This window comes from Paenibacillus sp. BK033 (assembly GCF_004345425.1).
Classification (GTDB): Bacteria; Bacillota; Bacilli; order Paenibacillales; family Paenibacillaceae; genus Pristimantibacillus.
Map to the genome: position 1 here is coordinate 417007 of NZ_SLVP01000004.1, position 26914 is coordinate 443920.

The 26914-nt window shown below is 52.1% G+C and carries 26 protein-coding genes and 1 riboswitch; all 26 genes read left to right on the forward strand.

Annotated features, from left to right (window positions below; translation table 11 throughout):
- Positions 1 to 23 precede the first annotated feature (23 nt).
- Entirely contained in the window at positions 24 to 536 is a 513-nt protein-coding gene (locus EV294_RS16775) for a manganese efflux pump (RefSeq protein WP_208403496.1), read from the forward strand.
- Between the two features lie 43 nt (positions 537 to 579).
- Positions 580 to 1158, forward strand: a complete 579-nt coding sequence (locus EV294_RS16780; RefSeq protein WP_132308742.1) for a low molecular weight protein arginine phosphatase — start codon at positions 580 to 582, stop codon at positions 1156 to 1158.
- An 86-nt stretch (positions 1159 to 1244) separates the two neighbouring features.
- Positions 1245 to 1325: riboswitch (ZMP/ZTP riboswitch) on the forward strand.
- A 100-nt stretch (positions 1326 to 1425) separates the two neighbouring features.
- Complete coding sequence (gene rpiB, locus EV294_RS16785; protein ID WP_132308743.1) at positions 1426 to 1884, forward strand: ribose 5-phosphate isomerase B; 459 nt, start codon at positions 1426 to 1428, stop codon at positions 1882 to 1884.
- Between the two features lie 114 nt (positions 1885 to 1998).
- Entirely contained in the window at positions 1999 to 2601 is a 603-nt protein-coding gene (locus tag EV294_RS16790) for a TIGR01440 family protein (RefSeq protein ID WP_132308744.1), read from the forward strand.
- 23 nt (positions 2602 to 2624) lie between these two features.
- Positions 2625 to 3872 (forward strand): serine hydroxymethyltransferase, encoded by a 1248-nt coding sequence (locus EV294_RS16795; RefSeq protein WP_132308746.1) that lies wholly within the window; start codon positions 2625 to 2627, stop codon positions 3870 to 3872.
- 543 nt (positions 3873 to 4415) lie between these two features.
- A complete protein-coding gene (locus EV294_RS16800; protein WP_132308748.1) occupies positions 4416 to 6062 on the forward strand; it encodes a peptide ABC transporter substrate-binding protein in 1647 nt (548 codons plus the stop codon).
- A gap of 262 nt (positions 6063 to 6324) precedes the next feature.
- A complete protein-coding gene (locus EV294_RS16805; protein ID WP_132308750.1) occupies positions 6325 to 7257 on the forward strand; it encodes an ABC transporter permease in 933 nt (310 codons plus the stop codon).
- Positions 7258 to 7260: 3 nt separating this feature from the next.
- A complete protein-coding gene (locus EV294_RS16810) occupies positions 7261 to 8199 on the forward strand; it encodes an ABC transporter permease (protein ID WP_132308752.1) in 939 nt (312 codons plus the stop codon).
- 11 nt (positions 8200 to 8210) lie between these two features.
- Positions 8211 to 9218, forward strand: coding sequence for an ABC transporter ATP-binding protein (locus EV294_RS16815; protein WP_132308754.1), 1008 nt, complete (start codon positions 8211 to 8213; stop codon positions 9216 to 9218).
- Positions 9215 to 10177, forward strand: a complete 963-nt coding sequence (locus EV294_RS16820; protein ID WP_132308756.1) for an ABC transporter ATP-binding protein — start codon at positions 9215 to 9217, stop codon at positions 10175 to 10177. Before EV294_RS16815 ends, EV294_RS16820 begins: the two co-directional genes overlap by 4 nt.
- Before the next feature lie 170 nt (positions 10178 to 10347).
- Positions 10348 to 10977, forward strand: a complete 630-nt coding sequence (gene upp / locus EV294_RS16825) for a uracil phosphoribosyltransferase (protein WP_127497908.1) — start codon at positions 10348 to 10350, stop codon at positions 10975 to 10977.
- Between the two features lie 152 nt (positions 10978 to 11129).
- Positions 11130 to 12278, forward strand: coding sequence for a non-hydrolyzing UDP-N-acetylglucosamine 2-epimerase (wecB, locus tag EV294_RS16830; RefSeq protein ID WP_132308758.1), 1149 nt, complete (start codon positions 11130 to 11132; stop codon positions 12276 to 12278).
- Positions 12279 to 12465: 187 nt separating this feature from the next.
- Positions 12466 to 12741 carry an AtpZ/AtpI family protein gene (locus EV294_RS16835; RefSeq protein WP_132308760.1) on the forward strand — a complete coding sequence of 92 codons (276 nt, stop codon included), beginning with the start codon at positions 12466 to 12468 and terminating at the stop codon, positions 12739 to 12741.
- Positions 12741 to 13151, forward strand: coding sequence for an ATP synthase subunit I (locus EV294_RS16840; protein ID WP_132308762.1), 411 nt, complete (start codon positions 12741 to 12743; stop codon positions 13149 to 13151). The genes EV294_RS16835 and EV294_RS16840 overlap by 1 nt, the downstream gene beginning before the upstream one ends.
- Positions 13151 to 13915: a F0F1 ATP synthase subunit A gene (atpB, locus tag EV294_RS16845; protein WP_132308764.1), complete on the forward strand. Its 765-nt coding sequence runs from the start codon at positions 13151 to 13153 to the stop codon at positions 13913 to 13915. Before EV294_RS16840 ends, atpB begins: the two co-directional genes overlap by 1 nt.
- Positions 13916 to 13990: 75 nt before the next feature.
- A complete protein-coding gene (gene atpE, locus EV294_RS16850; protein WP_015847364.1) occupies positions 13991 to 14215 on the forward strand; it encodes a F0F1 ATP synthase subunit C in 225 nt (74 codons plus the stop codon).
- A 136-nt stretch (positions 14216 to 14351) separates the two neighbouring features.
- Entirely contained in the window at positions 14352 to 14834 is a 483-nt protein-coding gene (gene atpF, locus EV294_RS16855) for a F0F1 ATP synthase subunit B (protein WP_132308766.1), read from the forward strand.
- The gene (locus EV294_RS16860; RefSeq protein WP_132308768.1) at positions 14831 to 15370 is read left to right on the forward strand and encodes a F0F1 ATP synthase subunit delta; all 540 of its coding nucleotides are present in this window, start codon (positions 14831 to 14833) and stop codon (positions 15368 to 15370) included. The genes atpF and EV294_RS16860 overlap by 4 nt, the downstream gene beginning before the upstream one ends.
- 24 nt (positions 15371 to 15394) lie before the next feature.
- The gene (gene atpA / locus EV294_RS16865; protein ID WP_132308770.1) at positions 15395 to 16909 is read left to right on the forward strand and encodes a F0F1 ATP synthase subunit alpha; all 1515 of its coding nucleotides are present in this window, start codon (positions 15395 to 15397) and stop codon (positions 16907 to 16909) included.
- A 300-nt stretch (positions 16910 to 17209) separates the two neighbouring features.
- Positions 17210 to 18070 (forward strand): ATP synthase F1 subunit gamma, encoded by an 861-nt coding sequence (gene atpG, locus EV294_RS16870; protein ID WP_132308975.1) that lies wholly within the window; start codon positions 17210 to 17212, stop codon positions 18068 to 18070.
- Positions 18071 to 18111: 41 nt separating this feature from the next.
- A complete protein-coding gene (gene atpD / locus EV294_RS16875) occupies positions 18112 to 19515 on the forward strand; it encodes a F0F1 ATP synthase subunit beta (RefSeq protein ID WP_132308772.1) in 1404 nt (467 codons plus the stop codon).
- A 24-nt stretch (positions 19516 to 19539) separates the two neighbouring features.
- Positions 19540 to 19938: a F0F1 ATP synthase subunit epsilon gene (locus EV294_RS16880; protein ID WP_132308774.1), complete on the forward strand. Its 399-nt coding sequence runs from the start codon at positions 19540 to 19542 to the stop codon at positions 19936 to 19938.
- A gap of 170 nt (positions 19939 to 20108) precedes the next feature.
- On the forward strand, positions 20109 to 20897 hold the full coding sequence (locus EV294_RS16885; RefSeq protein ID WP_132308776.1) for a tyrosine-protein phosphatase: 789 nt from the start codon (positions 20109 to 20111) through the stop codon (positions 20895 to 20897).
- A 174-nt stretch (positions 20898 to 21071) separates the two neighbouring features.
- On the forward strand, positions 21072 to 22106 hold the full coding sequence (locus EV294_RS16890) for an ABC transporter substrate-binding protein (RefSeq protein WP_132308778.1): 1035 nt from the start codon (positions 21072 to 21074) through the stop codon (positions 22104 to 22106).
- Positions 22106 to 24157 carry a Fe(3+)-hydroxamate ABC transporter permease FhuB gene (fhuB, locus tag EV294_RS16895; RefSeq protein WP_132308780.1) on the forward strand — a complete coding sequence of 684 codons (2052 nt, stop codon included), beginning with the start codon at positions 22106 to 22108 and terminating at the stop codon, positions 24155 to 24157. The genes EV294_RS16890 and fhuB overlap by 1 nt, the downstream gene beginning before the upstream one ends.
- 207 nt (positions 24158 to 24364) lie before the next feature.
- Positions 24365 to 26587 carry a methyl-accepting chemotaxis protein gene (locus EV294_RS16900; protein ID WP_132308782.1) on the forward strand — a complete coding sequence of 741 codons (2223 nt, stop codon included), beginning with the start codon at positions 24365 to 24367 and terminating at the stop codon, positions 26585 to 26587.
- Positions 26588 to 26914 lie beyond the last annotated feature (327 nt).

A 26914-nucleotide genomic window follows, 5' to 3' on the forward strand; every position in this document is an offset into this window, starting at 1 on the left:
GACAATTCGCGACACTGCTCATTATGGCGGTTGCGCTTGGCATGGATGCTTTTTCGTTAGGAATCGGAATCGGGCTGAAGGGGATTCGCCTGCGGGATGTGCTCCGGTTAAGCAGCATCATCGCATTATTCCATGTGCTAATGCCGCTTGGCGGCATCTATGCCGGACATTTCGTCAGCGGACTGCTTGGCCATGTGGCGACGGTGGCTGCGGGCGTGCTGCTGCTTTTGCTTGGCGGACACATGATTTACAGCTCGCTCAAAGGGGAATCGGTCCAAACGATGGACTACCGTTCCTCGGTCGGAACGTTCTTGTTTGCGTTCAGCGTCAGCATCGACTCCTTCTCCGTTGGCGTAACTTTGGGCATGTTCGAGGCCGATATTTTGCTGACGGTTTTATTGTTTGGTTTTTTCGGCGGCTTGATGTCCGTGCTGGGGCTGCTGCTTGGACGCCGGGTCAGCGAGAATCTGGGCGGCTACGGGGAGGCGCTTGGCGGGGCGATCCTGCTCGTTTTCGGTCTTTTATTTATATTCTAAAAATCAACAATGAAATCAGCTATACCAGAAAGGGGAATGCAGCATGACGCGCATCTTGTTTGTTTGTACCGGTAATACCTGCCGTTCGCCGATGGCGGAAGCCATGCTGAGGGCGATGGCGGAGCAAAAGGGGATTTCGGTCGAGGTCCGCTCCGCCGGCGTATCTACCATTGACGGTCTGCCGATCTCGTCGCATGCGGCTACGGCGCTGCGGGGCAAATCGGTCGAGCACCGCGGCTCGTCGCGCGCGTTAAGCGGCGAAGCCGTTGCTTGGGCGGATCTCATTCTAACGATGACAGCCGGACATAAACGCGGCTTGCTTAACTATTTCCCTGAAGCGGTGGATAAAGCGTATACGCTCAAGGAATACGTCAACCAGGACACGTCCGTTCAGGCAGACATCGAAGAACTCGAACGCCTGTATACGGAGATGCATATGAAGCAGGCGCTGGGTCAGCAGCTGTCGGCCGCGGAGCGTTCCCGTCTGCTGGAGCTGGAGCGCAGGATCCCCAGCTTCGATATCGCCGATCCGTTCGGCGGGACGCTCGGCATGTACGAGAGCTGCGCCAAAGAAATCGAAGAGAGCCTGAAGGCCCTCCTTCAAATGCTTCAAAAGGGATGAAATTCCATGCCGGAATAAGGCTCGATTTATGCGTATATTTGATTGATTTTCATGGTTGAATAAGCTATCATGAAGGTAACAAAGACGGTTTCCGATGTAACTGGCGACGGAAGTGGGTAACCACGGTGGAGCATCGGAACATACGGCCGGTCGCCTGGGCAAAGAGCAGCATGCTAGTCATAGCATGTCATGCTCTTTTTTCGTCTTTTTGAGGATTTTAGGTATAATAAGTCCGTATGATTCGACAACTAGCAGGAGGGTTTTGCGTTGAAAATTGCAATTGGTGCAGATCATGCGGGTTACCGTCTGAAAGATGAAATTGTTCCGTTTCTTTTATCGCTTGGTCATGAAATTGAAGACTTGGGCTGCGACTGCAGCCAGTCGGTGGATTATCCCGATTACGCGCTGCCTGTGGCGGACAGAGTGGCCAGCGGCCAAGCTGACCGCGGCATTCTGATTTGCGGCACGGGTATCGGCATGTCAATCGCGGCGAATAAAGTTCCCGGTATCCGCTGCGCGCTGGTGCATGACATGTTTTCGGCACAAGCAACCCGCGAGCATAATGATACGAACGTGCTTGCGATGGGCGAGCGTATTATCGGCCCTGGTCTTGCGCAGGAAATTGTCCGCATCTGGATGGAGACGCCGTTCTCGGGTGGCGAGCGACATGTAGGGCGTGTCCGGAAAGTGAAGGAAATCGAGCAGCAGTATACGGTTCATCCTTAGGTCCATGCTTTCGAGGCGAGAATTATCATTAACCGCTTAATTAACAGGCTATCGGTGTAATTAATCCTGAAGCGCTAGATGTGATCATTCTTATCTTTGAGGAGGTATCTCGGCATGAACAATCAAAAGGAAACCATTACTATTGCGGCCGATGTGGAGACGATTGTGCGGGAGCTTGTCGCGGCAGGGGGACTTAGAGCCGGACAGCTGCTTGTCATCGGCACCAGCACAAGCGAGGTGCTTGGCCACCGGATCGGCACTTCGGGAACGGTCGAGACGGCCGCGCAGATTTATGCGGGCATTGAAGCGGTCCGTAAGGATGTAGGCTTTTATCCGGTTTACCAGTGCTGCGAGCATTTGAACCGGGCGCTTGTCCTCCCTCGCGAGGCGGCGGACAAGTATGGGCTGGATGAGGTTGCGGCCGTTCCCGTTCCGAAAGCGGGAGGATCCATGGCCGCTTATGCTTTCCGGCATTTGCCGAATGCCTGCTTGGTTGAAACGATTCAGGCGCATGCGGGAATCGATATCGGCGATACCTTTATCGGCATGCACCTGCGCCGGGTTGCGGTTCCGGTCAGACCGTCCATCCGGTCGATTGGCGCAGCCCATGTCACGATGGCTTTTTCGCGGCCTAAGCTGATCGGCGGAGCGCGAGCGGTATACACCTTGGAAGACAGCGGCCTGGCGTCAGAGCAGACGTCAGGAACTTGCGAATAATTATATTTAGGAGGCTTTTCACAATGGAAAACTTACGTAACCAAGATCCTGAAGTATTGAAGGCAATGGGCCTTGAGCTGCAGCGCCAACGCGACAACATCGAGCTGATCGCATCCGAGAACATCGTAAGCGAAGCGGTTCTGGAAGCTATGGGTTCGGTCCTGACGAATAAATATGCAGAAGGCTACCCCGGCAAACGCTTCTACGGCGGCTGCGAGCATGTGGACATTGTGGAAGACATCGCACGCGAGCGCGCGAAAGAAATCTTTGGCGCCGAGCACGCGAACGTTCAGCCTCACTCCGGCGCTCAAGCGAACATGGCGGTATACCTTGCCGTTCTCAAACCGGGCGACACGGTTCTTGGCATGAACCTGGCTCACGGCGGTCATTTGACGCACGGCAGCCCGGTTAACGCATCCGGTCTTTTGTACAACTTCGTTGCTTACGGCGTAGAAGAAGATACATTTACGATCAACTATGAAGAAGTTCGCAAAGCGGCCTTCAAACACCGTCCTCGTCTGATCGTTGCCGGCGCGAGCGCATACCCGCGTACAATCGATTTCGAGAAGCTTGGCCAAATCGCTCAAGACGTAGGCGCGTTGTTCATGGTGGATATGGCTCATATCGCGGGTCTTGTTGCAGCCGGTCTGCATCCGAACCCGGTGCCTCATGCGCATTTCGTTACGACAACAACTCACAAAACGCTCCGCGGTCCTCGCGGCGGCATGATTCTTTGCCGTCAGCCTTGGGCAGCGGCAATCGATAAAGCGGTATTCCCTGGTTCGCAAGGCGGCCCTCTAATGCACATTATCGCAGCAAAAGCCGTTGCATTCGGCGAAGCCCTTCAACCATCGTTCAAGGAATACGCGCAAAAAGTGGTAAGCAACGCGAAAGTATTGTCCGAGACGCTGATCGCGGAAGGCATCAACATCGTTTCCGGCGGCACGGACAACCACTTGATGCTGATTGACACTCGGAGCCTGAACATTACGGGCCGCGACGCCGAGCATGTACTCGACTCCATCGGAATTACGGCGAATAAAAACGCGATTCCATTCGATCCAACAAGCCCGTTTGTAACAAGCGGTATCCGTCTCGGTACGCCGGCTGCTACTTCCCGCGGCATGGACGAGAAGGCCATGAAAACAATTGGCGAGATTATCGCTATGACGCTGAAGAGTCCGAAGGACGAAGCGGTCCTGGCTAAAGCCAAAGGCATGGTTCGCGACCTGACTGCTCAATTCCCGCTTTACCCGAACATGAAGTACTAAAAGCTATCTTTGCAGCATAAGAGGCTGTTCCCAAGGTCCAATTGACCGCTTGGGAACGGCCTCTTTCTTTTTTTTGCTGAGTTCATATGGGTTATTCGCGTTGGAGATATAGTAATTTCGCTATGCAAGTATAGAAGCAAAGGAATTGTTCGTTGTTTCACAGGTCTCTATGATTTGAATGAGGAGCATTTTCCGCGCGCGGTGGCCGCTTAGCCTTGATGTTATGAATAAGTTAAACCGATTGCAGCATGCTATGTAAGCGGGTTCCACGAAACTACAGATCTCGTCAAATTTCGACAAATATAGAAATGTAATTTCTGGGGCGTGACAAATGATAATAAATTATGTATATTTGTTAATGGTATATTAATTAACATTACTTTTGTACTAATTTGGCCTGAACATTTGTAAAACAGGGTGGTTGAACATATGTTCATTGATAATTATTCAATGATTCGTATTAATTCTCGCAATGTTTAATTTATGTAATGTCAAATTATTACAATAGAAAGCAAGAGGAGAACATCCAGGGGAGGAAGTAAAATGTCGAAGAAGAAGTATGGCTTTACCATGATTTCCGTACTGCTTGCACTGGCTCTTGTAGCCGTCGGCTGTACACCTAAGCAAGAGTCCGGAAGCAGCGAAGGCTCTGTATTCCGCATGAACCTTGCCACTGAACCGCCGTCCCTTGACCCGGCTCAGGTACAGGACCAAGTGTCTGCAACTGTAGTAAACGGTTTGTTTGAAGGACTGACTCGTAAGAACGAGAAGGGCGAAGTTGAACCAGCTGTCGCTAAAGAGTGGAAAATCTCCGACGACGGCAAAACGTACACGTTCACCATTCGCGACGACGCGAAATGGAGCAACGGGGATCCGGTAACTGCGGGTGACTTCGAATACGCTTGGAAGCGTGCTCTTGATCCTAACCTGAAACCGGCAGCATCCGCTTATGCTTACCAGCTGTACTACATCAAGAATGCGGAAGCTTACAACACGGCAGCTGACGGCGTAACAGCCGACGATGTTGGCGTTAAAGCCGTTGACGACCACACGCTGCAAGTTGAGCTGAACTCGCCAACTCCTTATTTCCTTGGTCTGATGTCCTTCACGGTCTTCTACCCGGTTCACAAATCGGCTAAAGAGAACGAGCAATGGGCTACAGACGTTTCGACTCTGGTTTCCAACGGTCCGTTCAAAATGAGCGATTGGAAAAAGAACAATTCCATTACAATCGCTAAGAACGACAACTACTACGCGAAAGACGACATCAAGCTCTCCAAGGTTGTCTTCTCTGAAGTTAACGACTCGAATACAGAGCTGAGCATGTATCAAACAGGCGAACTGGATTATGCAGGCATGCCTACTGGCCTGATCCCTAACGAACAATTCCCGACGCTGAAGCAAAACAATCCGGATGAGTTCAAAATCCAAGGCAGCGCATCGATCTATTACTACCTGTTCAATACAACGCAAAAGCCTTACGATAACGAAAAAATCCGTCAAGCGCTCTCGATGGCGATCAGCCGTCAAGATATCGTTGACAACGTAACAAAAGGCGAGCAAAAGCCTGCTTACGGTATCGTTCCTCCAGGTATCAAAGGCGAAAAAGAAGACTTCCGTACGGAGCATCCGGACAACTACTTCAAAGAAGACGTTGAGGAAGCGAAAAAACTGCTTGCCGAAGGTCTGAAAGAAGAAGGCCTGACTGCAATGCCAACGGTTAAAGTAACTTACAACACGAATGAGCTGCATCAAGCGGTTGCGGAAGCAATTGCCGAAATGTGGAGCAAAAACCTCGGCATCAAAACCGAAGTTAGCAAGCAAGAATGGGGCGTCTTCCTCGACAACCGTAACCACCTGAACTACGATGTGGCACGCGGCGGCTGGGGCGCTGACTACGATGATCCAATGACGTTCATCGACCTGTTCTCGTCGAAATCCGGTAACAACAACACTGGCTTTGCTAACAAAGAGTACGACGATCTGATCAAAGAAGCTTACAGCACGGACGACCAAGCTAAACGCATGGAAGCAATGTCCAAAGCTGAGTCGCTTGTAATCGGTACTCGCGCGATTATGCCGATCTACTACTACAGCACCGTTTATATGATCAAGCCTGGTTTCAAAGGCATCTTTATCGACTACAAAGGCGACATTGATTACAACCGCGGTTACTACGAAGCGAAGTAATTAAGGCTCGGCACGGATTGAGGGATATATGCGGCCAATGATAGCTGCATATATCCCCTTTCAATTTTTTAGTTTCGTTTGTTTAAGAATTTTAATTTTGAAAGCTTACGCTTTCGAAGTAATGAATCATCACAATGGCCCTAAACGCGGCTATTAGGGTGATAATTCATTTAAAGTCGATGCTTACGATGCAAGAATCATCACAAACAGCCATGGTAATGGCGCTTTGTGTGATCATTCTTTTTAGGAGGTGCCATGACGTTTGGTCCGCTATGTGCTTCAGAAGCTGTTGTTCATGATCGTATCGATCTTTGTGCTGGCCTCGGCCACTTTTTTTCTGATGAAGGCCATTCCAGGCAACCCGTTCCAAAGTGAGAAGAACATTCCTCCTGCCATTCAAGAGCGTTTGAATGAAGAGTATGGACTTAATGATCCGCTGGGCGTTCAATATTTGCATTATTTGAACAATCTGATTCACTTTAATCTCGGGATGTCCATGAAACAACAGTACGTTACTGTAGTTGATATTATTAAGACTGGTTTTATCTATTCCCTTCAAATCGGTGTCTTCGCCATTATTCTGGCGATTGCAGCCGGCGTGTTGTTCGGTCTGATTGCTGCGCTTAACCACCGCAAGTTTCTTGACGGCTTTACGATTTTGCTGGCCGTACTTGGTGTATCGATACCGAGTTTCGTTGTCGCTCCATTCTTGCAGTATGTATTTGGCGTCAAATTGCGCTGGTTCGACGTAGCCGGATTGAATGACCCGACGGACTTTATTATGCCGGTCATCGCCTTGTCTTTCCTGCCGGCCGCGTTTATCGCGCGACTTGTACGCTCCAGCATGCTGGAAGTGCTCAGCGCGGATTATATGAAAACCGCACGGGCGAAGGGCTTGTCCGGCCGCGTTATTCTGGTCCGCCACGCTTTGCGGAATGCTATTCTTCCGGTTGTCACGTACATTGGTCCGATGACGGCCAATATTATTACAGGTTCCGTGGTTATCGAACAAATCTTCGGCATCGGCGGTCTTGGCAAATTCTTCGTCAACAGTATTACCAACCGTGATTACACGCTTATTATGGGACTCACGCTGTTCTACGCCGTCATTTTGATGCTGGCGCGTTTCCTTACCGATATCGCTTACGGATTCGTAGATCCGCGCATAAAATTGACCAGCAGGAAGGGGGGCTAATCGATGAAGGAACAAGCTGTGCTGCAGCCTAATGATTTTGAAAAGCTGAGTCATGACGAGAAGCAAACGGAGACGGTTGTCCGCGAAAGCATTTCCGCTTGGAAGGATGCCTGGTTTCGTCTGAAGTCCAATCGCATGGCGATGATCAGCCTTTGGATATTAGCCCTTATCGTCCTGATGGCGATTTCCGGCCAAGCCATTGCTCATCATTTTACGGGCAACGATTTCTCCACGAATGACCTGAAGGCTACCAACCAGGCGCCATCCGGCAGTCATTGGTTCGGTACGGACGGCCTTGGCCGCGATATGTTCGCAAGAACATGGATGGGTGCGGGCATTTCGCTTCAGGTTGGTATTTATGCGGCAATCGTCGATTTGATTGTCGGCGTTATCATGGGCAGCATCATGGGTTACTTCGGCGGCAAAGTCGATGAAATTCTTAACCGTATCTGCGAAATTTTATATTCCATTCCGAGCTTGCTTGTCGTTATCCTGCTCATTGTCGTAATGGAACCAAGCATGTTCACTATTATCGTGGCTTTAAGTATTACGGGCTGGATCAACATGGCCTGGATCGTTCGCGGTCAAATTATGCAGCTCAAGAATCAAGAGTATGTTCTCGCTGCGCGCGCGCTTGGCGCAAACCCGGTTCGAATTATGTTCAAGCATCTTATCCCGAACGCGATGGGTCCGATTATCGTTACCATCACGATGACGGTTCCGAATGCGATCTTTGCGGAAGCATTCCTTAGCTTCCTTGGTCTTGGCGTTCAATCGCCGGCCGCGTCACTCGGTACTTTGATTAATGACGCCATCAAGGCGATGACTGTATATCCATGGCGTATGCTGTATCCCGCAATTTTGCTCAGCTTGACCATGCTTTGCTTTAATATTTTCGGTGACGGCTTGCGCGACGCACTTGATCCGAAGATGAAAAAGTAGGAGGTGCAACTATGGAACGTTTGCTCGAAGTGAATGATCTTCGTGTTAATTTCAAAGTTCGCGGCGGTACCGTTCAAGCGGTGCGCGGCGTTAACTTTCATATAAATAAAGGCGAAGCCGTGGCAATCGTTGGTGAGTCCGGCTGCGGTAAGTCCGTAACGGCGCAAACGCTGATGCGCCTTATCCCAAGCCCGCCCGCGATGACCAGCGGCTCGATTATGTTCAAAGGGCAAGAGATTTTGTCCAAGACGCCGAAAGAAATGGAAAGCATCCGCGGCAAAGAGATGGGCATGATCTTCCAGGATCCGATGACCTCTCTTAATCCAACGCTGACGATCGGCCGTCAAATCACGGAAGGCCTGATCAAGCACCAAGGCATGAGCTCTTCGGCTGCCCGCGCCCGTGCGATAGAGATGCTGAATCTCGTAGGCATTCCGAATCCGGCTGCGCGCTTTAACCAATACCCGCACGAGTTCTCCGGCGGTATGCGCCAGCGCGCGATGATCGCGATTGCCCTTGCGTGCAATCCTTCGCTTCTTATCGCGGACGAGCCGACTACGGCGCTCGACGTAACGATTCAGGCGCAAATCCTGCGCGTGATGAAGGACCTTCAGGAGCGAATGGGAACCTCCATTATCCTGATTACGCATGACCTTGGCGTCGTAGCGGATATTTGCGACCGCGTTATCGTTATGTATGCCGGTAAAGTAGTAGAGACCGGCACCAAGTGGGAAATCTTCAAAAATCCAAAGCATCCTTACACGAAAGGCCTGCTTCGCTCGGTGCCTCGTCTGGACCAGAAAAAAGACGAGCCGCTTATTCCGATCTTCGGCACTCCGCCGGATCTGATCAAGCCGCCTGCAGGCTGCAGCTTCTGCGCGCGCTGCGACGAAGCGATGCGCGTCTGCGTCGACAACGATCCGGAGCTTCTGCCGGTTGACGGCAACGAATCGCATAAATCGGCATGCTGGATGGCGCATCCATACGCGAAGCCCGCGAAAACGGAGGTGTCCGTATGAGCGAACCGTTAGTTAGGGTTAATAATCTGCGCAAGTTCTTCAACTTGGGCGGAGGCAATATTTTGAAGGCGGTCAACGAGATCGATTTCTCCATCGCGAAAGGCGAGACCGTTGGCGTCGTTGGCGAATCGGGCTGCGGCAAATCGACGGCCGGCCGTACGATTCTGCGTCTCTACGAGCCTACGAGCGGCAACGTTACGTTTAACGGCGAGGATATCTACAAGCTGAAAGGCGCTAAGCTGAAGCAAATGCGCCGCGATATGCAGATGATCTTCCAGGATCCTTACGCATCGTTGAATCCGCGGATGACGATTACCGACGTTATCGGCGAAGCGCTTGATATTCATGGACTTGCGGGAAGCCGCGCCGAGCGCAAGCGGAGGGTTGAGGATTTGCTGGATCTGGTAGGTCTGAATCCGGACCATGCAACCCGTTATCCGCACGAATTCTCCGGCGGTCAGCGCCAGCGGATCGGTATCGCCCGCGCTCTTGCGGTGGATCCGAAATTCATTATCGCGGACGAGCCGATCTCGGCGCTCGACGTGTCGATCCAGGCTCAGGTCGTAAACCTGATGCAGGATTTGCAGCGTAAAATGGGTCTGACTTATCTGTTCATCGCCCATGACCTGTCCATGGTTAAGCATATAAGCGACCGCGTCGCCGTTATGTATCTTGGCAAAATCGTCGAGCTTGCGGAGAGCGGCGAGCTGTATAACAGCCCTGCGCATCCGTATACGCGCGCGCTTCTGTCCGCCAATCCGATCCCGGATCCGGAGATCGAAGCCACCCGCGAGCGCATTGTGCTCGCCGGCGACCTGCCGAGCCCGATTAATCCGCCTGCGGGCTGCCAGTTCCACACCCGCTGCCCGATGGCAACGGATAAATGCAAAACCGTCGAACCTAAGCTTGTCGAAGTGAAAAAGGGGCATTATGCTTCCTGCCACTACGCATCGGTATAATTTTACAGGACGAAGCAGAGATTACATCTGTTTCGTCCTTTTTTGTAGGCAAACCGTCGTTAGATAGCCATAAAACTCTGGATGCATCGCAGGGGGCGGAGTGATATAATAAACGGGATTGTGTCCAAGACTATAGGAATAACTTATTCACACAGGAGGAATTACGCTCCATGAGCAAAGTGGTTATATGCGACCATCCATTGATTCAGCATAAGCTGACCTTTATTAGAAACAAAGATACCAATACGAAGGACTTTCGTGAACTGGTTGACGAGGTAGCCACTCTGATGGCTTACGAAATTACAAGAGACGTACCTCTTGATACCATTACGGTGGAGACGCCAGTCGCAACGACGGAAGCGAAAGTGGTGTCCGGACGCATGCTGGGGCTTATTCCGATTCTGCGCGCGGGACTTGGTATGGTTGAAGGGATGCTTAAGCTGATTCCGGCCGCAAAAGTGGGTCATATCGGACTTGTCCGCGACCACGAAACACTCCAGCCAACCGAATACTACATTAATTTGCCTACGGATGCGGCTAACCGCCAGCTGATTGTTATCGATCCGATGCTGGCTACCGGCGGCTCGGCGATCGCGGCCATCAACTCGCTGAAGAAACGCGGCTGCGACCAGATCAAGCTGATGTGCCTGATTGCCGCTCCGGAAGGGGTAAAAGCGGTGCAGGATGCGCATCCGGAAATCGATATTTACCTTGCTGCACTCGACGATGCTTTGAATGAGAAAGGCTATATCGTGCCGGGTCTCGGCGATGCCGGCGACCGTCTATTCGGTACGAATTAATAAGCGGCTACGAAGCATGAATAGTCACCAATCGCTCTGACTGAGCTCTTTAAGTAACCATTCATTAAGCGTATGCTTACGAAGCATGAATAGTCACCAATCGCTCTCGACTGAGCTCTTTAAGCAACCATTCATTTTAGGAGTGAAACGTTTTGTCTAAACTGAAAGTAATGACGATTTTTGGTACCCGTCCGGAAGCCGTTAAGATGGCTCCGCTTGTACTGGAATTGAATAAGCATGCCGATCAGATCGAATCGATCGTCTGCGTAACGGCGCAGCACCGCCAAATGCTCGACCAGGTGCTTGATTTCTTCGAAATTCAGCCGAACTATGATTTGAATGTGATGAAGGACCGCCAGACCCTGACCGAGACAACCGTACGCGTCCTGGAGGGCCTGGACCCTATTCTAACGGAAGCGAAGCCGGATATCGTGCTTGTGCATGGCGATACGCAGACGACGTTCCTGGCGAGCTATGCGTCCTTCCTGAAGCAGATTCAGGTTGGTCACGTTGAAGCCGGTCTCCGTACGTGGAACAAGCTGTCTCCCTATCCGGAAGAAATGAACCGCCAGTTGGCCGGCGTTCTGTCGGATGTGCATTTTGCTCCTACGGAATGGTCCGCAGGCAACCTGCGCAGGGAGAACAAGTCGGAAGCGTCGATTTACGTAACGGGCAATACCGCAACGGACGTTTTCCAATATACGGTGGATCCATCGTTCTCCCACCCGGTCATCGAATGGGCGAAGGGCAAGCGCATGATTCTGATGACTGCGCATCGCCGCGAAGCGCTGGGCGAGCCGCACCGCAACATTTTCCGCGCGGTTAAACGGATCGCTGACGAGCATGAAGACGTAGCCATCGTCTACGCCGTACACCCGAACCCGGCCGTGAGAGAGCCGGCTAACGAGATTCTTGGCAATCATCCGCGTATTCAATTAATCGAACCGCTTGACGTATTCGAATTCCATAATTTTTATCCTCATGCTTACATGATTATGACCGATTCCGGCGGCCTGCAGGAAGAAGCGCCATCGTTCGGCGTGCCTACCCTGGTACTTCGCGACACGACGGAACGTCCGGAAGGGATCGAAGCCGGAACGCTTGAGCTGGTCGGCACGGATGAAGAGACGGTATACAACCGTGCGCGCGCTCTTCTGAACGACGCAGTGCTGTACGAAAAAATGAGCAAATCTGCCAATCCTTACGGCGACGGACAAGCTTCTGTACGCATCGTGCAAGCGATTTTGCATCATTTTGGAAGAACAATCGTGCGGCCAGAACCGTTCACACAACGTTCATAGTTTTCGAAGCGGACAGCTGCTAGATAAGCAATGTACAGCATACAGTGGTACTGTACGGTTTGGAGCTCGGAAAATCCTTTATTTATAAGGATTTTCGGGCCGCTGTTCACTAAATGTTTGAATTTAAATGAATTGACAAAAGTTTAACAGCTTCGATAAAATAAATGAGAGTTTTGGAGTGATTCGCATGGATCCATCCAAAGAACAACCGTCCAAAGAAAATCAGAATAAGTCGGATCATGGCAGTTTCGGAGACGACCCTTGGAGAGCAATGGGATTGGTCGGCACTATTGGGGCCGATCTAGCCGCATGTCTGGGGCTTGGCTACTGGCTCGGTCATAAGGCCGATCTTGCAAACGGTACCGAATACTTTTCCATCATCGGATTGGTAGCGGGACTTGCAATTGGCATCATTACCGTTATATTCCTGATTCGGACGTTTGCGGGAGGCAAAGCGAAATAATGGACGATTTGTCGGCCCACTTGAAAGCCGTTACAAGAGTTACTTTCTTATTCATGTCCCTATGCTGTATTGCTTGGGCTGTGCTGCCCGAGTACGAGAGCTGGTGGGGCGGTCTGATGATCGGAGGAGCAGCTAGTCTAGTAAACGCAAGAATACTCGGCTGGAAGGTTGCGAAGATCGGAGCGAATGCCGCCGCGCAAGGTACGAAAAGGACGACTATCGGCTTTTTCACCCGGGCGTGCGTCGCGTTGTTGGCAGTTGTGATTGCGACACAAACATACACGTTTCAGCTTTCAGCGACTGTTGCCGGATTATTTGTCGCACAATTGGCAACACTCATACTGGGATTTTTGTCCAGAAGAAAGCTGATGGCGTCGAATCCTACCGATGAAAGGGGTGAAAATAACTAATGGATCATATTTCTCCTATCGTTCATGTAGCTGGAATCGAATTTGATTTGGCCGTAATCGCGATGATTTTGATCACTAGCATCATTGTCTTTGTGCTTGCGAGGCTCTCAGTGAGAAACATTTCGGTTACGAATCCGACGAAACTTCAGAACTTCCTGGAGTGGGTAATCGAATTCGTGCAGAACATTATCGGTACGTCTATGGACCTCAAGAAAGGCCGTCCGTATCTTATCCTCGGTCTCACCCTGATTATGTATATTTTTATCGGCGACATGCTTGGTCTGCCGCTGGGTATCGTTACTGAAGTGCATCACGGTGCGTCAATCTTCGGTATGAACCTTGATTTGGGCGGGGAAGAAGAAGCGCATATCGCTTGGTGGAAATCACCGACTGCCGACGTTGCGGTTACAGGCGCGTTGACGCTGATCGTTATCCTGCTGACGCATATCGAGGGTCTTCGTCTCAACACGAAGCATTACCTGAAGCACTACGTAGAACCGCATTGGCTCTTCCTGCCTCTGTCCCTGATCAAAGAAGTATCGAAGCCGTTGTCGCTTGCTTTGCGTCTATACGGTAACATCTTCGCGGGCGAGGTCATGATTGCCGTAATCCTCGGCATGGGCATTTGGGGTATCCCGGCGCTTGTCGTATGGCAAGGTTTCAGCGTATTCGTAGGTGCAATACAAGCATTCGTATTCTGTATGCTTACGATGGTTTACATGTCGCAAGCAATTGTGCATGAAGAGCATGGCGAGCAGCATTAAAGGCTTCAAACCGGCGGAATACCGGCGGTCAATATAAAAAACTAATTTGTATGAAAATTGAGGAGGATTTTTCTAATGGGAGCATTGGCATTAGTTGCAGCAGCAATTGTATTCGGTTTGGGCGCACTTGGCGCAGGTATTGGTAACGGTCTGATCGTAGGTCGCACAGTTGAGGGTATTTCCCGTCAACCAGAACTTCGCGGTACTCTTCAAACAACAATGTTTATCGGTGTCGCGCTCGTCGAAGCACTTCCAGTTATCACACTGGTACTCGCGTTCATCTTCTTGGGTAAATCCTAATATCACAAGCATACACATGGCGGGGAGTGTGGCTTTGCCTCCACGCCTTCCTTTTTGTTCGGCCCTGTAGGAGCCGGCAGCAATTGATTTTTGCATGAATGAAATTGTTTTAAGCTATAGAAGGGAGTGACGTTTTTTGCATATCGTATGGTCGAGTCTTGTCATCCAGCTAGTTGCGTTCCTGATCCTTCTGTACTTGCTGAAACGCTACGCATTTGGTCCGTTGCTGAGCGTAATGGAACAACGCAGACAGTATGTTGCAGAGCAAATCGCTAATGCGGAAACTAGCAAGAAAGAAGCTGAACAGCAGCTGGAGCAACAAAAACAAGCACTTCAAGAAGCTCGTAAAGAAGCTTACGACATTATTGAGCAAGCAAAAGTTACTAGCACGAAACAAGCCGAAGAAATTATTCAAGTTGCGAAATCCGAATCCACTCGTCTGAAAGACGATGCGGTTAAAGATATCGAGAGCGAGAAAAACAAAGCGGTTGCAGCACTTCGCGAAGAGGTTGGCGGTATTTCCGTCAAAATCGCGTCGAAGATTATCGAAAAGCAAGTGGACGAGAAATCCCAGGAGCAGTTGGTTAACCAATACCTGAAAGAAGTTGGAAGCAAATGAGCCGGGATATCGTCGTAGCGAAGCGCTACGCTAAAGCACTGTTTGAGCTTGCTAGCGAGCAAGGCATCGTATCGGAAACAGAAGAACAGTTAAAGGTAATTGTTCAAAGCCTGGAAAATGACGCTGATGCCCGCAAATTCCTGGAGCTTCCTAGCATCGAGCCGGAAAAGAAAATCGCCGTGCTGAAAGGCGCGTTTGGCGATCATGTTTCGGCGCTTGTCCTTCATACGCTTGAACTTATTCTTGTCCGCGGCCGCCAAGAGCTGATCCCTGACGTATACGAAGCGTATACAAAGATCGCCGGCGAAGCGCTGGGTCAGGCGCACGCAGTCGTGTATACGGCGCATTCCTTGTCCGGCGAAGAGCTGGCTGAGGTTGAAGCAAGCTTCGGCAAGCTGAGCGGCAAGAAAATTATCGCGGAACAAATCGTTAACCCGGCATTGCTCGGCGGCGTGCAAGTACGCATCGGCGATCGTCTGTACGACGGCAGCCTCTCCGGCAAGCTGGAACGTTTACAAAAATCGTTTAAAATCTAATGCATGTAGATAGGGGTGAACGAATTGAGTATCAGACCTGATGAAATCAGCACGCTGATTAAACAACAGATCGAACAATATAAATCCGAAATTCAAGTCGTTGACGTCGGCACTGTTATTAGTGTCGGTGACGGTATCGCCCGCGTACACGGCCTGGAGAATGCGATGCAGGGAGAACTGCTCGAATTCGCTAACGGCGTTGTAGGTATGGCGCTCAACTTGGAAGAAAGCAACGTGGGTGTCGTTATCCTCGGTCCTTACACGGATATCCGTGAAGGCGACCAAGTAAAACGCACGGGCCGCATCATGGAAGTGCCGGTAGGCGAAGAGCTTCTGGGTCGCGTAGTTAACCCGCTGGGTCAGCCGCTTGACGGCAAAGGCCCGATCAACACCACTCAATTCCGTGCGATTGAATCCCCGGCTCCTGGCGTAATCGACCGTAAATCGGTACACGAGCCAATGCAAACGGGTATTAAAGCGATCGACGCGATGGTACCGGTAGGCCGCGGACAACGCGAGCTGATCATCGGTGACCGTCAAACGGGTAAAACCGCGATTGCGATCGACGCAATCATCAACCAAAAAGGCAACGGCGTGAAATGTATCTACGTTGCCGTAGGTCAAAAACAATCCACGGTAGCAGGCGTTGTGGAAACTCTCCGCAAGCATGGCGCTCTGGATTACACAATCGTCGTAACTGCCGGCGCATCCGACCCGGCTCCATTGCTCTTCCTGGCTCCTTATGCAGGCTGCTCGATGGGTGAGTACTTCATGTACAAAGGCGAGCACGTTCTCGTTATTTACGACGACTTGTCGAAACAAGCGGCTGCATACCGCGAATTGTCCCTGTTGCTCCGCCGTCCGCCAGGCCGGGAAGCATACCCAGGCGACGTATTCTACCTGCACTCCCGTTTGCTCGAGCGCGCAGCTAAGCTTAGCGACGCACTTGGCGGCGGCTCGCTGACGGCTCTGCCGTTCATCGAGACTCAAGCTTCCGACGTATCGGCTTACATTCCTACGAACGTAATCTCGATCACGGACGGACAAATCTTCCTGGAATCCGACCTGTTCTACGCCGGCCAACGTCCGGCGGTTAACGTAGGTATCTCCGTATCCCGCGTAGGCGGTTCCGCTCAGATCAAAGCAATGAAAAAGGTTGCCGGTACGCTCCGTCTGGACCTTGCGGCTTACCGCGAGCTTCAAGCGTTCTCGCAGTTCGGCTCCGATCTCGATAAATCGACACTCGCTCGTCTGAACCGCGGTGCTCGTACAATGGAAATTCTGAAGCAAGGCGTTAACCAGCCGATGCCGGTTGAGAAGCAAGTTATCTCGATCTACTCCGCGGTTAAGGGTCATCTGGACGATATTCCGGTTCAAGACATCCTGCGCTTCGAGAAAGAATTCCTGGCGTTCCTGGATTCCAGCCATCCGGAAATCGGCGAATCCATCCGTACAACGAAAGACCTCGTTGCAGACAACGAGAAAGCTCTCGTTGACGCGATCACGAAGTTCAAAAAAGGCTTTTCCGTTTCGGCTTAATAGCCTCTGAATAAAAGCCTTCGAATAAATGTCTCGCGCCCGTCCTTATGTACGGGCGCAGGCGCTTAACACCAGGCTTTGTTTATGCAATGAGGTAAGGCAGGCCGTTTGTATGGAAGGGGCTGCATGAGCCGCAAAGTTTACGTGCCGCTTTTGAACCTGTATCCTCACCGCGAGGTGGATGGTTCAAAGGATACAGGTTCAATGGCGGACAAGGTGAAATGCAGACTCTGGAATACAAACAACAGCTTGCCCGCACCCCACTGTATCGGCAAAGCAACAAAGGCGGGTGACAATGCAATGGCAAAAGGCATGCGCGACATTAAGCGCGAGATCAAAAGTAAACAAAACATGAAGCAAATCACGAAGGCGATGGAAATGGTTGCGGCTTCCAAGCTCAGAAGAGCGCAGGAGGCATCGACGAAAGCCCGTCCTTATTCGGATAAGCTGAAGGAAGTAGTAGCAAGCATCGCAGCAGGCACAAAAGGCGTGAAACACCCGATGCTCGAAACGCGTCCGGTGCAAAAAACGGGTTACCTCGTTATCACCTCCGACCGTGGTCTGGCAGGCGGCTACAATGCGAACATCCTTCGTAAAGTTACGCAAACGATTCGCGAGAAGCACAAATCGAATGATGAGTACGTGTTGTTCGTCATCGGACGTAAAGGCCGCGATTATTTCAAACGCCGCAACATGCCGATCGTCGAGGAAGTAATCGGTCTGTCCGATGCTCCTACGTTCGCGGACATCAAGTCGATCGCTTACAACGCGGTCAAAATGTTCTCTGAGGGTAAATACGATGAGCTGTACATCTACTACAACCAATTCGTAAACGCCATTACTCAGATCCCTACAGAACAACGTCTGCTTCCTTTGCAGGACGTAAGCAGCAACGGCCCGGTAACTTCGTACGAGTACGAGCCGTCTGCCGAAGGCGTTCTGGAAGTGCTGCTGCCTAAATACGCAGAGACGCTTATTTACAGCGCGCTGCTGGACGGCAAAGCATCCGAGCAAGGCGCTCGAATGACAGCCATGGGCAGTGCGACGAAGAATGCAAACAAAATGATTAACCAATTGACGCTGACCTATAACCGGGCTCGTCAGGCGGCAATCACGCAAGAGATCTCCGAGATCGTAGCCGGTGCAAACGCACAGGCTTAAGGAATATGCAGGAAACAAAGAAAGTACCAGGAGGGAAAACCATGAAAAAAGGACGCGTTGTATCCGTCATGGGTCCGGTCGTCGACTTGGAGTTCGAACGCGGCAACCTGCCGGAAATTTTGAACGCTGTCAAAATCGACCAGAAGGGCCAAGCAGGCGGCATCGATATTAATCTGACGCTTGAAGTAGCTGTTCACCTCGGTGACAACTTGGTTCGCGCTGTTGCGATGAGCACAACTGACGGTCTGGTTCGCGGCATGGAAGCTGTAGACACAGGCGCGCCAATCACTATCCCGGTTGGAGCACCAACACTCGGCCGCGTATTTAACGTACTGGGCGAGCCAATCGACCAAGCTGGTGACGCAACATCGGAAATCAACCTTCCGATCCACCGTCCGGCTCCGGCATTCGAAGAATTGTCCACGCAATCGGAAATTCTTGAAACTGGCATCAAAGTTATCGACTTGCTTGCTCCATACGCGAAAGGCGGTAAAATCGGCCTGTTCGGCGGTGCGGGCGTAGGTAAAACGGTAACGATCCAAGAGCTGATCAACAACATTGCGCAAGAGCATGGCGGTATCTCCGTATTCGCCGGCGTAGGCGAGCGTACTCGCGAAGGTAACGACCTTTACCACGAGATGAAGGATTCCGGCGTACTTCCGAAAACAGCGATGGTATTCGGACAAATGAACGAACCGCCAGGCGCACGTCAACGCGTAGCCCTGACGGGTCTGACAATGGCTGAATACTTCCGCGACGCCGAAGGCCGCGACGTGCTTCTGTTCGTCGACAACATCTTCCGCTTCACGCAAGCAGGCTCCGAGGTTTCGGCCCTTCTCGGCCGTATGCCTTCCGCGGTAGGTTACCAGCCAACGCTGGCAACCGAAATGGGTCAATTGCAAGAGCGTATCACATCGACCAAAAAAGGCTCGGTTACTTCGATCCAAGCGATCTACGTACCTGCCGATGACTATACGGACCCGGCTCCTGCAACAACGTTTGCTCACTTGGACGCTACAACTAACCTTGAGCGTAAAATCTCCGAGATGGGTATCTTCCCAGCGGTAGATCCACTTGCTTCGTCGTCCCGTATCCTGAACCCGGACATTCTGGGCGAAGAGCATTACAACGTAGCTCAAGGCGTTAAGAAAATTCTGCAACGCTATAAAGAGCTTCAAGATATCATCGCAATCCTTGGTATGGACGAGTTGACAGAGGAAGACAAGCTGACTGTATCGCGTGCGCGTCGCATTCAATTGTTCCTGTCGCAACCGTTCCACGTTGCCGAGCCGTTCACAGGTATCAAAGGTAAATACGTACCTGTTAAAGAATCCGTTCGCAGCTTCAAAGAAATTCTCGAGGGCAAACATGACGACCTTCCGGAAGAAGCTTTCCGGTATGTAGGTGTGATTGAAGAGGCCGTGGAGAAAGCCAAAACGCTGTAATAGCGAAAGGCGGGAGGAATCCACATGAGTACTTTTCTGGTTGAAATCGTAACTCCGGAGCGCAAGGTATACGCGGAGACGGCTAATATGGTCAGCGTTAAAGGGATCGCGGGCGAGCTCGGTATTTTGCCGAATCACATTCCGCTGGTAACACCGCTGCGTATTGCGCCGGTCAGCATTAAGCGCGACGGTAAAGTTGATGTTCTTGCTGTAGGCGGAGGCTTCATTGAAGTCCGTAAGGACAAAGTGGTCATCCTGGCCGAAAGCGCTGAGCTGGCTTCCGAAATCGATGTAAACCGTGCACAGGCTGCAAAACAGCGCGCTGAAGAGCGCCTGGCTGCCAAACGCGACGAAATCGACTTCAAACGCGCGGAGCTTGCTCTGCAGCGTGCATCGAACCGGATCAACGTTACAGAACGTTAAGAACTTAAAGCCGTTCAAATCTCATCTAAGGAGATTTGAACGGCTTTTTCTTTTCGACAATTGTTTTCTCTTGATTTGTCATAATGCCGACTTGCGTCTCATTGACTTCAATATAAGAATCTCTCACAATGGAGGAAATAAGATGAACGGTAGAGCAGGGGGACGCTGGCATGATTGATATACATACACACATATTGCCTGGCATTGACGATGGTGCCTCGGAGTGGGATTATTCCATTCAGATGGCCCGTGCTGCGGCCGCCGAAGGGATTACGGGGATTATTGCGACGCCTCACCATTACGACGGCAAATATAGCAATGACAAAGAAACCGTATTAGAGCTGGCAGCCGAGCTTAACAGCCGATTAAGCGAGCTGGCTATTCCGCTGAAGATTCAAACGGGACAGGAAATTCGGATTCATTCCGAGTTTCTGTCCAACTGGCAAAGCGGAAAGCTCCTCCCATTGGGCGATTCCTCTTACGTCCTGATAGAGATGCCTTCCTCGCAGATTCCCAAATCCATGGAGCAGGTCGTATACGAGCTACGCCTGTTAGGCATCCGTGCCGTCATAGCCCATCCGGAGCGTAATGCGGAGATCGTTCAGAATCCGGATCGCTTGGCCGAGCTCGTGGAGCTGGGGGCTTACGCTCAGGTGACAACCCATTCCTTGCTCGGAGGCTTCGGCAGGGGGATTGAGAAATCGGCTTGGACGCTCTGCAGGCGCGGGCTTATTCATATTGTTTCTTCCGATGCCCATCATCTGGAGTGGCGGAGCTTCCGCATGAAAGATGCTTACGAACGGATAGAGTCGGAGCTTGGGCCGGTATGGAGAAGGTATTTCGAGCGTAATGCGCAGGCGATCTGGAACGCGCGAGAGCTAACCGATCAGCCGACCCTTGTACAGCCGTCGGCAAAATCGGGAGGCTGGGGCAAGCTTAAATCCTTGTTCGGGAAATAATAGATTTAGCGGTAAAAGAGTGACCTGTCAAACATGATGAAATTATGATCATGTTGTGACAGGTCATTTTCTTAGTTGAAAAGATGGTCCATTTCTATTGACTTCATCATTGATAATCTTTATCATTGAGAAAGTAATCAATGAGAATGATAATCATTATGTGGGGGTTTAACAATGAAGCAAATGAAATGGACAGGTCTCATTCTTGCGGCCATGATGGTTTTCCTCGCTGCATGCGGAGGCGGCAACAACGCAGGCAATTCGGGCAACAACAAGCAAGAGTCCGAGCAAGCAAGCTCAAACGCAAATGCAAGCACAAATACAGCAGCTGACGATACGGCAGAGCGTACGATCAAGCATGCGCTTGGCGAAACCAAAATTTCCGGAACGCCGAAAAAGGTCGTTGTTCTGGAGTGGACCTATGCAGAGGATCTGATCGCGCTTGGCGTACAGCCTGCCGGCGTAGCGGACGTGAAGGGCTACGGGGAATGGTACGGCGCCATTGATCCAAAGCTGGATGCAGCGGTTGTTGATGTAGGTACGCGCCAAGAGCCAAGCATCGAGACGATTACCAGCCTTGATCCGGACCTGATCATCGGCGTAAGCTTCCGTCACGAAGCGATTTACGATCAGCTGTCGGCGATTGCGCCAACGCTTATTTTCAACCCGTACCCGGAAGAGGGCGGACTTGACCAATACAGCGAAATGGAGCAAACCTTCAGCGCAATTGCGGATGCTCTTGGCAAAAAAGCAGAAGGCGAGAAGGTGCTGGCCGATCTGCACAGCTATTACGACGAGTCCAAAGCGAAGCTGGCAAGCGCGGGCAAAGAGGGGCAAGAGGTTGTGTTTACGCAAGCTTGGACCAACGAAGGCGTAGCTACCTTCCGTCTGTTCACCGACAATTCGATGGCTATGGCGATTCTCGCGAAGATCGGTTTGAAAAACGCGCATCAGGACAGCACGTTCCAGCAATACGGCTATTCGGAAACGGATATCGAAGGTTTGACCAAGACGCCGGACGCAAGCGTGTTGTACACAACAAGCGCAACGGATACCGTATTCAGCGAGCTGCTTCCTAAGAACGAAGTGTATAAGAACCTGAACTTTGCGAAAGAAAACCGCGTGTATGACATGAAAGGCATCTGGCCGTTTGGCGGTCCTTTGTCCGCAAAACTTCTTGTAGAACGCACGCTTGAAGCGCTCAGCTAATGCATACGAACCTTCAAACGACAACGGAAACAAGGAAGGGCATCTGGAGCCCGCTGCTGTTATCAGCGGCGGGTCTTCTGCTGCTCCTTGCTTTGGCTTCCTACCACTTGACACTTGGGGAAGCCGCTATCCCGGTGAAGACGGTATGGCGGGCTATTTTCGAATCCACTCCCGTATTGGAGCATCAAATTTTGTGGACGGTCCGGCTGCCCCGCATGGTGATCGGCATTCTAACGGGCGGGGCGTTGGCCGTGGCCGGCGCGTTATTTCAAAATGTGACCCGCAACCCGCTCGCGTCTGCCGGTACGCTTGGCATTAACGCGGGGGCATTCCTAGCTCTGACCGTAGGGACAATTATGTTCCCGGGCCTAGCCATGGGTTTTCCTCTGCTTCTTACGTTCATTGGCGCGATTGCCGCTGCCGGTGCGGCTTTCGTGATGGCGGGAGGCACAAAGGCGTCCCCGGTAAGGCTTGCATTGTCCGGGATGATCGTTACGATGACCGCGGCGGCTTTTACGGGCGTGCTTCAGTTATTCCACGAGCAAAAGACGCAAGGCTTGTTCATGTGGGGCTCCGGCTCGCTTGTGCAAAATGACTGGGGAGGAGTCCAGCATGCCTGGCCTTGGATTCTTGGCTGCTTCCTGCTTGCTTTTCTGCTAGCCGGCAAATGGGAAATGATGGAGCTGGATGAAGACACGGTTACCTCTCTGGGGCAAAAGGTTGGACGGATCCGCCTTACGGGTCTTGGCATTGCCGTGCTGCTTGCGGCAGCTGCCGTCAGCGTGGTTGGTCCAATCGGTTTCGTTGGCTTGATAGCGCCGCATCTGATGCGGATGTTAGGGGCGAAACGACATGCGGTGCTGCTCCCGCTGTCTTTCCTATGGGGAGCGATTATCGTTATTGGATCGGATGCCATTGCGATGCATTTCAAATATTCTCTTGGACCGTTGCCTGCAGGCGCCGTAACCGCGCTTATTGGCGGGCCATGGCTCGCCTGGCTTGTCCTTCGCACGGTAAAAGGCCGTAAGGAAGGGGCGCCGCAGACAGGCACTTCGCCGGGACGTTCGGCTACGAAAGTACGGTTCGGCTGGTGGGTGGCGATTTTTTCGCTGCTGCTGGCTGCAAGCCTTATTGTCAGTCTTGCTTTCGGAAGCCTGCGCATTCCGGTAGCGGATGTCGTTAATGCCTTGTTGGGCCACGGGGCAGACAGTACGCAGCGTATCGTCGAGATGAGGATTCCTCGTACGCTGGTGGCCGCGCTTGCCGGTGCCACGCTTGCCGTAAGCGGTCTGCTGCTGCAGGGCGTCGTCCGGAACCCGCTGGCGGATCCGTCCATAATCGGCGTAACGGGCGGAGCTAGCGTCGGGGCTATGCTGATGCTTGCCGTATTTACGCAGGTATCGGTGCAATGGCTGCCCGCAGGCGCTTTTATTGGCGCGGTAGGCGCAGCGGTAATCGTGTTTCTGCTCGGGCGGAAGAGCTCCTTTAATCCGTCGGTTGTCGCCCTGATTGGTCTTGCCGTCTCTTCGATGGCCAGCGCAATCGTTCAGGTGCTCGTGATCCGCATGAAGCTGACGCTGGCATCGGCACTCGTATGGTTATCCGGTACGACTTATGCGCGCAACTGGGACGATTTCTGGCAGCTGGTGTTCTGGCCGATTGTCCTGCTGCCGGTCGCCTGGTATTTGGCCCGCAAGGTGGATGTTCTTCAATTCTCGGATGCAACCGTCACGAATCTGGGCCTTCGCGTAGACCGGACGCGTCTGGTTATCGGGGGAGTTGGCGTTGCCATGGCGGCGGCAGCTGTTGCGACGGTAGGCTCGATTGGCTTTATCGGACTCATCGCACCTCATATGACGCGCATGCTGGTTGGTCCGAAATACCGCAAGCTTGTTCCTTTAACGGCGTTGCTCGGTGCTTTGCTGCTGGTTCTCGCCGATACGGCGGGACGGTCGCTGCTGGCTCCAAAAGAGCTGCCGTCCGGACTGGTTGCGGCAGTAATAGGAGCGCCGTATTTTATGTATCTGATGTATCGTTCTGGAAGAAAATAGAAGGTTATGGCAGGAAGGCTGTCCTAGGGTTCGTTATATGAGCCTAAGGGCGGCCTTTTTTCGATGTATTTAGTGCTTATGTAACAAAAAAGTTTAAAAATTTATCTAAAAAGACGAAAAATACCTTACATATCTATCAAATTTTATCAAATCTTATGTTAGTATATATGACATAAATACTAGATGACCAGGATATGGGGGATGCACATGTTCGACTGGCTGGGTACAAAAAAAGGACTGCCGCTTTGGGTCTCATGGCGTTTGAATCATGGGATGAAGAAAGACGTTGAACAGATCTTCGAAGGCATTGCGGAGACGCGCAAGGAGCTGCTTACTTCTTGGGCGCATGAATATTGGGGCTATATCGAGCGGCTGGCGGAGCAGATTGCGGCGGGAGCCGCACACGGCAAACCGGTGCATCAGGAAGAACAGATGCATGCCGTTACCCGTCTGCTCGAACGTACATACGCGAGAGGAAATGACTGGACGGAGCTGTTCCTGCTTGATCGGGAAGGACAGGTTCTGGCTTCCACTTACGAGAAGCATCGAGGGGCCGTCTATGGCAGCGGCAGCTTGATTGCGCCGGGACTCGATTACGCATGGGCGGGAAGCGCGCCGCGGCCGTGCCTGTACGGACCTTACGGCGATCCGGTTACGTTAAGCCTTGGACCAAGATCCTCTTCTTTTCACGATAAAATGACCCTGCTCTTCCTCTATCCCCTAGTTGTGAACGGAGAATATGCGGGTACGCTTTGCGGAAGGGTGCCAAACGATGTGCTTGGGGATTTGATCCAGCGGGAATCCGGCCACGTTTATCCGGACTCGGGCGACAACTATATTTTTATGGCAAAGCCGCACCTGAATCAGCATATCGCGCTTGGGACCGCTTTGTCGCGGAGCCGCTTCGAGGACCGGACGTTTACGTTCGGCGAGAATCTGAAGGATGGGGTTTCGACGGACTGGGGAACGGTGTCGATTAAGGAGCATACGGAGCTGGAGATTATTTTCACGGATCCGGCTACGAATGAGCTTCATCCCGGGGTCCGCAGCACGATTGACAACGGAAGCAACCTATTCGTTGAATTCCCGGGTTATTCGGATTATCGTCATATCCCGGTTATCGGGAAAGGCGTAACGCTTCAGATGCCGCATTGTCCGGATATATGGGGGATGATGTGCGAGGGTGACCTGGAAGAGGTGTACCGGATTCGCAGTATCCGTTGGCGCTTCAGCAAGCTTCAGCTGTGGCAGACGCTCATTCAGACGGTGCTGACGATCGCGCTCGTGGCCGTTCTTGCCGGACGAGCTCCGGTATGGGTAACCGCGGCGGCGGCAGGCGCATGGACACTGGTGTACGGACAATTTGTCGCGGGCGCCGTGCAGCGGAAGGAATCCCGACGGGTCGTTCGCAACCTGCGCCGAATTAACCGGTTCATCCGCATTAACGCGGAGGGCAAAGGGGATTTGACCCAGCGTCTCGAGCCTGCCAAGTTCGATAACGATGAGACGAGAGAGCTTGCCAAATGGATTAACAATATGATCGATTCGATTGAGGGCATCATGCTGAAGGTGAAGCTGGCCGCATCGGACGTGCTCTCCAGCCAGAATATCATGAATGAATCGGCCGCCGTTACCGCGAAGTCGACGGAGCGGGTAAGCCGCAAGGTAGGCGACATGATCGGCAGCATCCGCAATCAGCTGAAGGATATTGACATGGCGAAGCATTCCGCCGACGAGATGAGAGACACACTGCGGCTCCTGGAGCTGCAGGCTGCCGAGCAGATTGCCGTGGCACAATCGGAGGTAGACCGGATCGGGGATAAAATGCAGCATATTTCCACGAAGGTCGGCGATACGAATGATACGATCCGCCGGTTTATGCATACGGTTGAAGAGATTCGCGGCGTTCTGCAGGTCATTGAGGAGATTTCGGCGCAAACGAATTTGCTTGCTTTGAACGCCTCCATCGAGGCGGCGCGCGTAGGCGAGCAGGGACGCGGTTTTGCCGTTGTGGCATCGGAAATCCGCAAGCTGGCGGATATGACCCGTCGTTCCACGGAGGAAGTGCATCAAATTACGCAGCAAATCTACGACGAAGCGAAGCAGGCTTACGCGTCGATGGACGAAGGAACAAAGGTCGTCGAGGAAGGCACGCAGCTGGTTGCGGCCGCAGCGAGCACGCTGCAGACGGCGCAAAGCGAGGATAGCCGGAAATCGCAGGTCGTAGACGAGGTGGTCAAACTGATGGAACGGATTGCCCTCGTCAGCATGGAGAACCGCAAGGTCTCCTCCGATGTGGAGGGCAAGGTGCAGGAGCTGATCGGTGAGATGGACAGCGTGCGCCAAACCTCGGAAAGCGTAGAGTCGATCACGAGGTTCCTGCAGCAGCTGGTTGGCCAGTTCAAGCTGACGGATTCGCGGTTGAGATAAGCGTTGGCGCAGGAAGGACGCCTGATGGGTGGCGTCTTCCTGCTTTTTTGCGTTTAGGGAGGGAAGTAATTGCTTAACGATGCGGACATCGTTAAGAGATTCCCATGCCGATAGCGGCTTTTGTATGAGGGAGTGCATTTGTTTAACTTTGGGATATCGTTAGGGGTGGCGAGCATAGGCTAATAGTGTGACAGGCGGGTATCGTGCTGACCGGGTGGCCGGCGGGTGTCTCGCGGTTCCCGGGAAGCCGCGCCGTTACGGGCTTGTCCGGCTCTTCGGGGAGGCGGAGCCGAACAACTCTTTCATAGACGGCCGTGGAAGCTTTTG

Excerpts from the sequence above, each read along its gene's own strand:
- EV294_RS16775 (WP_208403496.1), top strand. The coding sequence starts at position 24 with ATGGCGGTTGCGCTTGGCATGGATGCTTTTTCGTTAGGAATCGGAATC.
- EV294_RS16780 (WP_132308742.1), top strand. The coding sequence starts at position 580 with ATGACGCGCATCTTGTTTGTTTGTACCGGTAATACCTGCCGTTCGCCG.
- EV294_RS16790 (WP_132308744.1), top strand. The coding sequence starts at position 1,999 with ATGAACAATCAAAAGGAAACCATTACTATTGCGGCCGATGTGGAGACG.
- EV294_RS16795 (WP_132308746.1), top strand. The coding sequence starts at position 2,625 with ATGGAAAACTTACGTAACCAAGATCCTGAAGTATTGAAGGCAATGGGC.
- EV294_RS16800 (WP_132308748.1), top strand. The coding sequence starts at position 4,416 with ATGTCGAAGAAGAAGTATGGCTTTACCATGATTTCCGTACTGCTTGCA.
- EV294_RS16810 (WP_132308752.1), top strand. The coding sequence starts at position 7,261 with ATGAAGGAACAAGCTGTGCTGCAGCCTAATGATTTTGAAAAGCTGAGT.
- EV294_RS16815 (WP_132308754.1), top strand. The coding sequence starts at position 8,211 with ATGGAACGTTTGCTCGAAGTGAATGATCTTCGTGTTAATTTCAAAGTT.
- EV294_RS16820 (WP_132308756.1), top strand. The coding sequence starts at position 9,215 with ATGAGCGAACCGTTAGTTAGGGTTAATAATCTGCGCAAGTTCTTCAAC.
- upp (WP_127497908.1), top strand. The coding sequence starts at position 10,348 with ATGAGCAAAGTGGTTATATGCGACCATCCATTGATTCAGCATAAGCTG.
- EV294_RS16835 (WP_132308760.1), top strand. The coding sequence starts at position 12,466 with ATGGATCCATCCAAAGAACAACCGTCCAAAGAAAATCAGAATAAGTCG.
- EV294_RS16840 (WP_132308762.1), top strand. The coding sequence starts at position 12,741 with ATGGACGATTTGTCGGCCCACTTGAAAGCCGTTACAAGAGTTACTTTC.
- atpB (WP_132308764.1), top strand. The coding sequence starts at position 13,151 with ATGGATCATATTTCTCCTATCGTTCATGTAGCTGGAATCGAATTTGAT.
- atpE (WP_015847364.1), top strand. The coding sequence starts at position 13,991 with ATGGGAGCATTGGCATTAGTTGCAGCAGCAATTGTATTCGGTTTGGGC.
- EV294_RS16860 (WP_132308768.1), top strand. The coding sequence starts at position 14,831 with ATGAGCCGGGATATCGTCGTAGCGAAGCGCTACGCTAAAGCACTGTTT.
- atpG (WP_132308975.1), top strand. The coding sequence starts at position 17,210 with ATGGCAAAAGGCATGCGCGACATTAAGCGCGAGATCAAAAGTAAACAA.
- atpD (WP_132308772.1), top strand. The coding sequence starts at position 18,112 with ATGAAAAAAGGACGCGTTGTATCCGTCATGGGTCCGGTCGTCGACTTG.
- EV294_RS16880 (WP_132308774.1), top strand. The coding sequence starts at position 19,540 with ATGAGTACTTTTCTGGTTGAAATCGTAACTCCGGAGCGCAAGGTATAC.
- EV294_RS16885 (WP_132308776.1), top strand. The coding sequence starts at position 20,109 with ATGATTGATATACATACACACATATTGCCTGGCATTGACGATGGTGCC.
- EV294_RS16890 (WP_132308778.1), top strand. The coding sequence starts at position 21,072 with ATGAAGCAAATGAAATGGACAGGTCTCATTCTTGCGGCCATGATGGTT.
- fhuB (WP_132308780.1), top strand. The coding sequence starts at position 22,106 with ATGCATACGAACCTTCAAACGACAACGGAAACAAGGAAGGGCATCTGG.
- EV294_RS16900 (WP_132308782.1), top strand. The coding sequence starts at position 24,365 with ATGTTCGACTGGCTGGGTACAAAAAAAGGACTGCCGCTTTGGGTCTCA.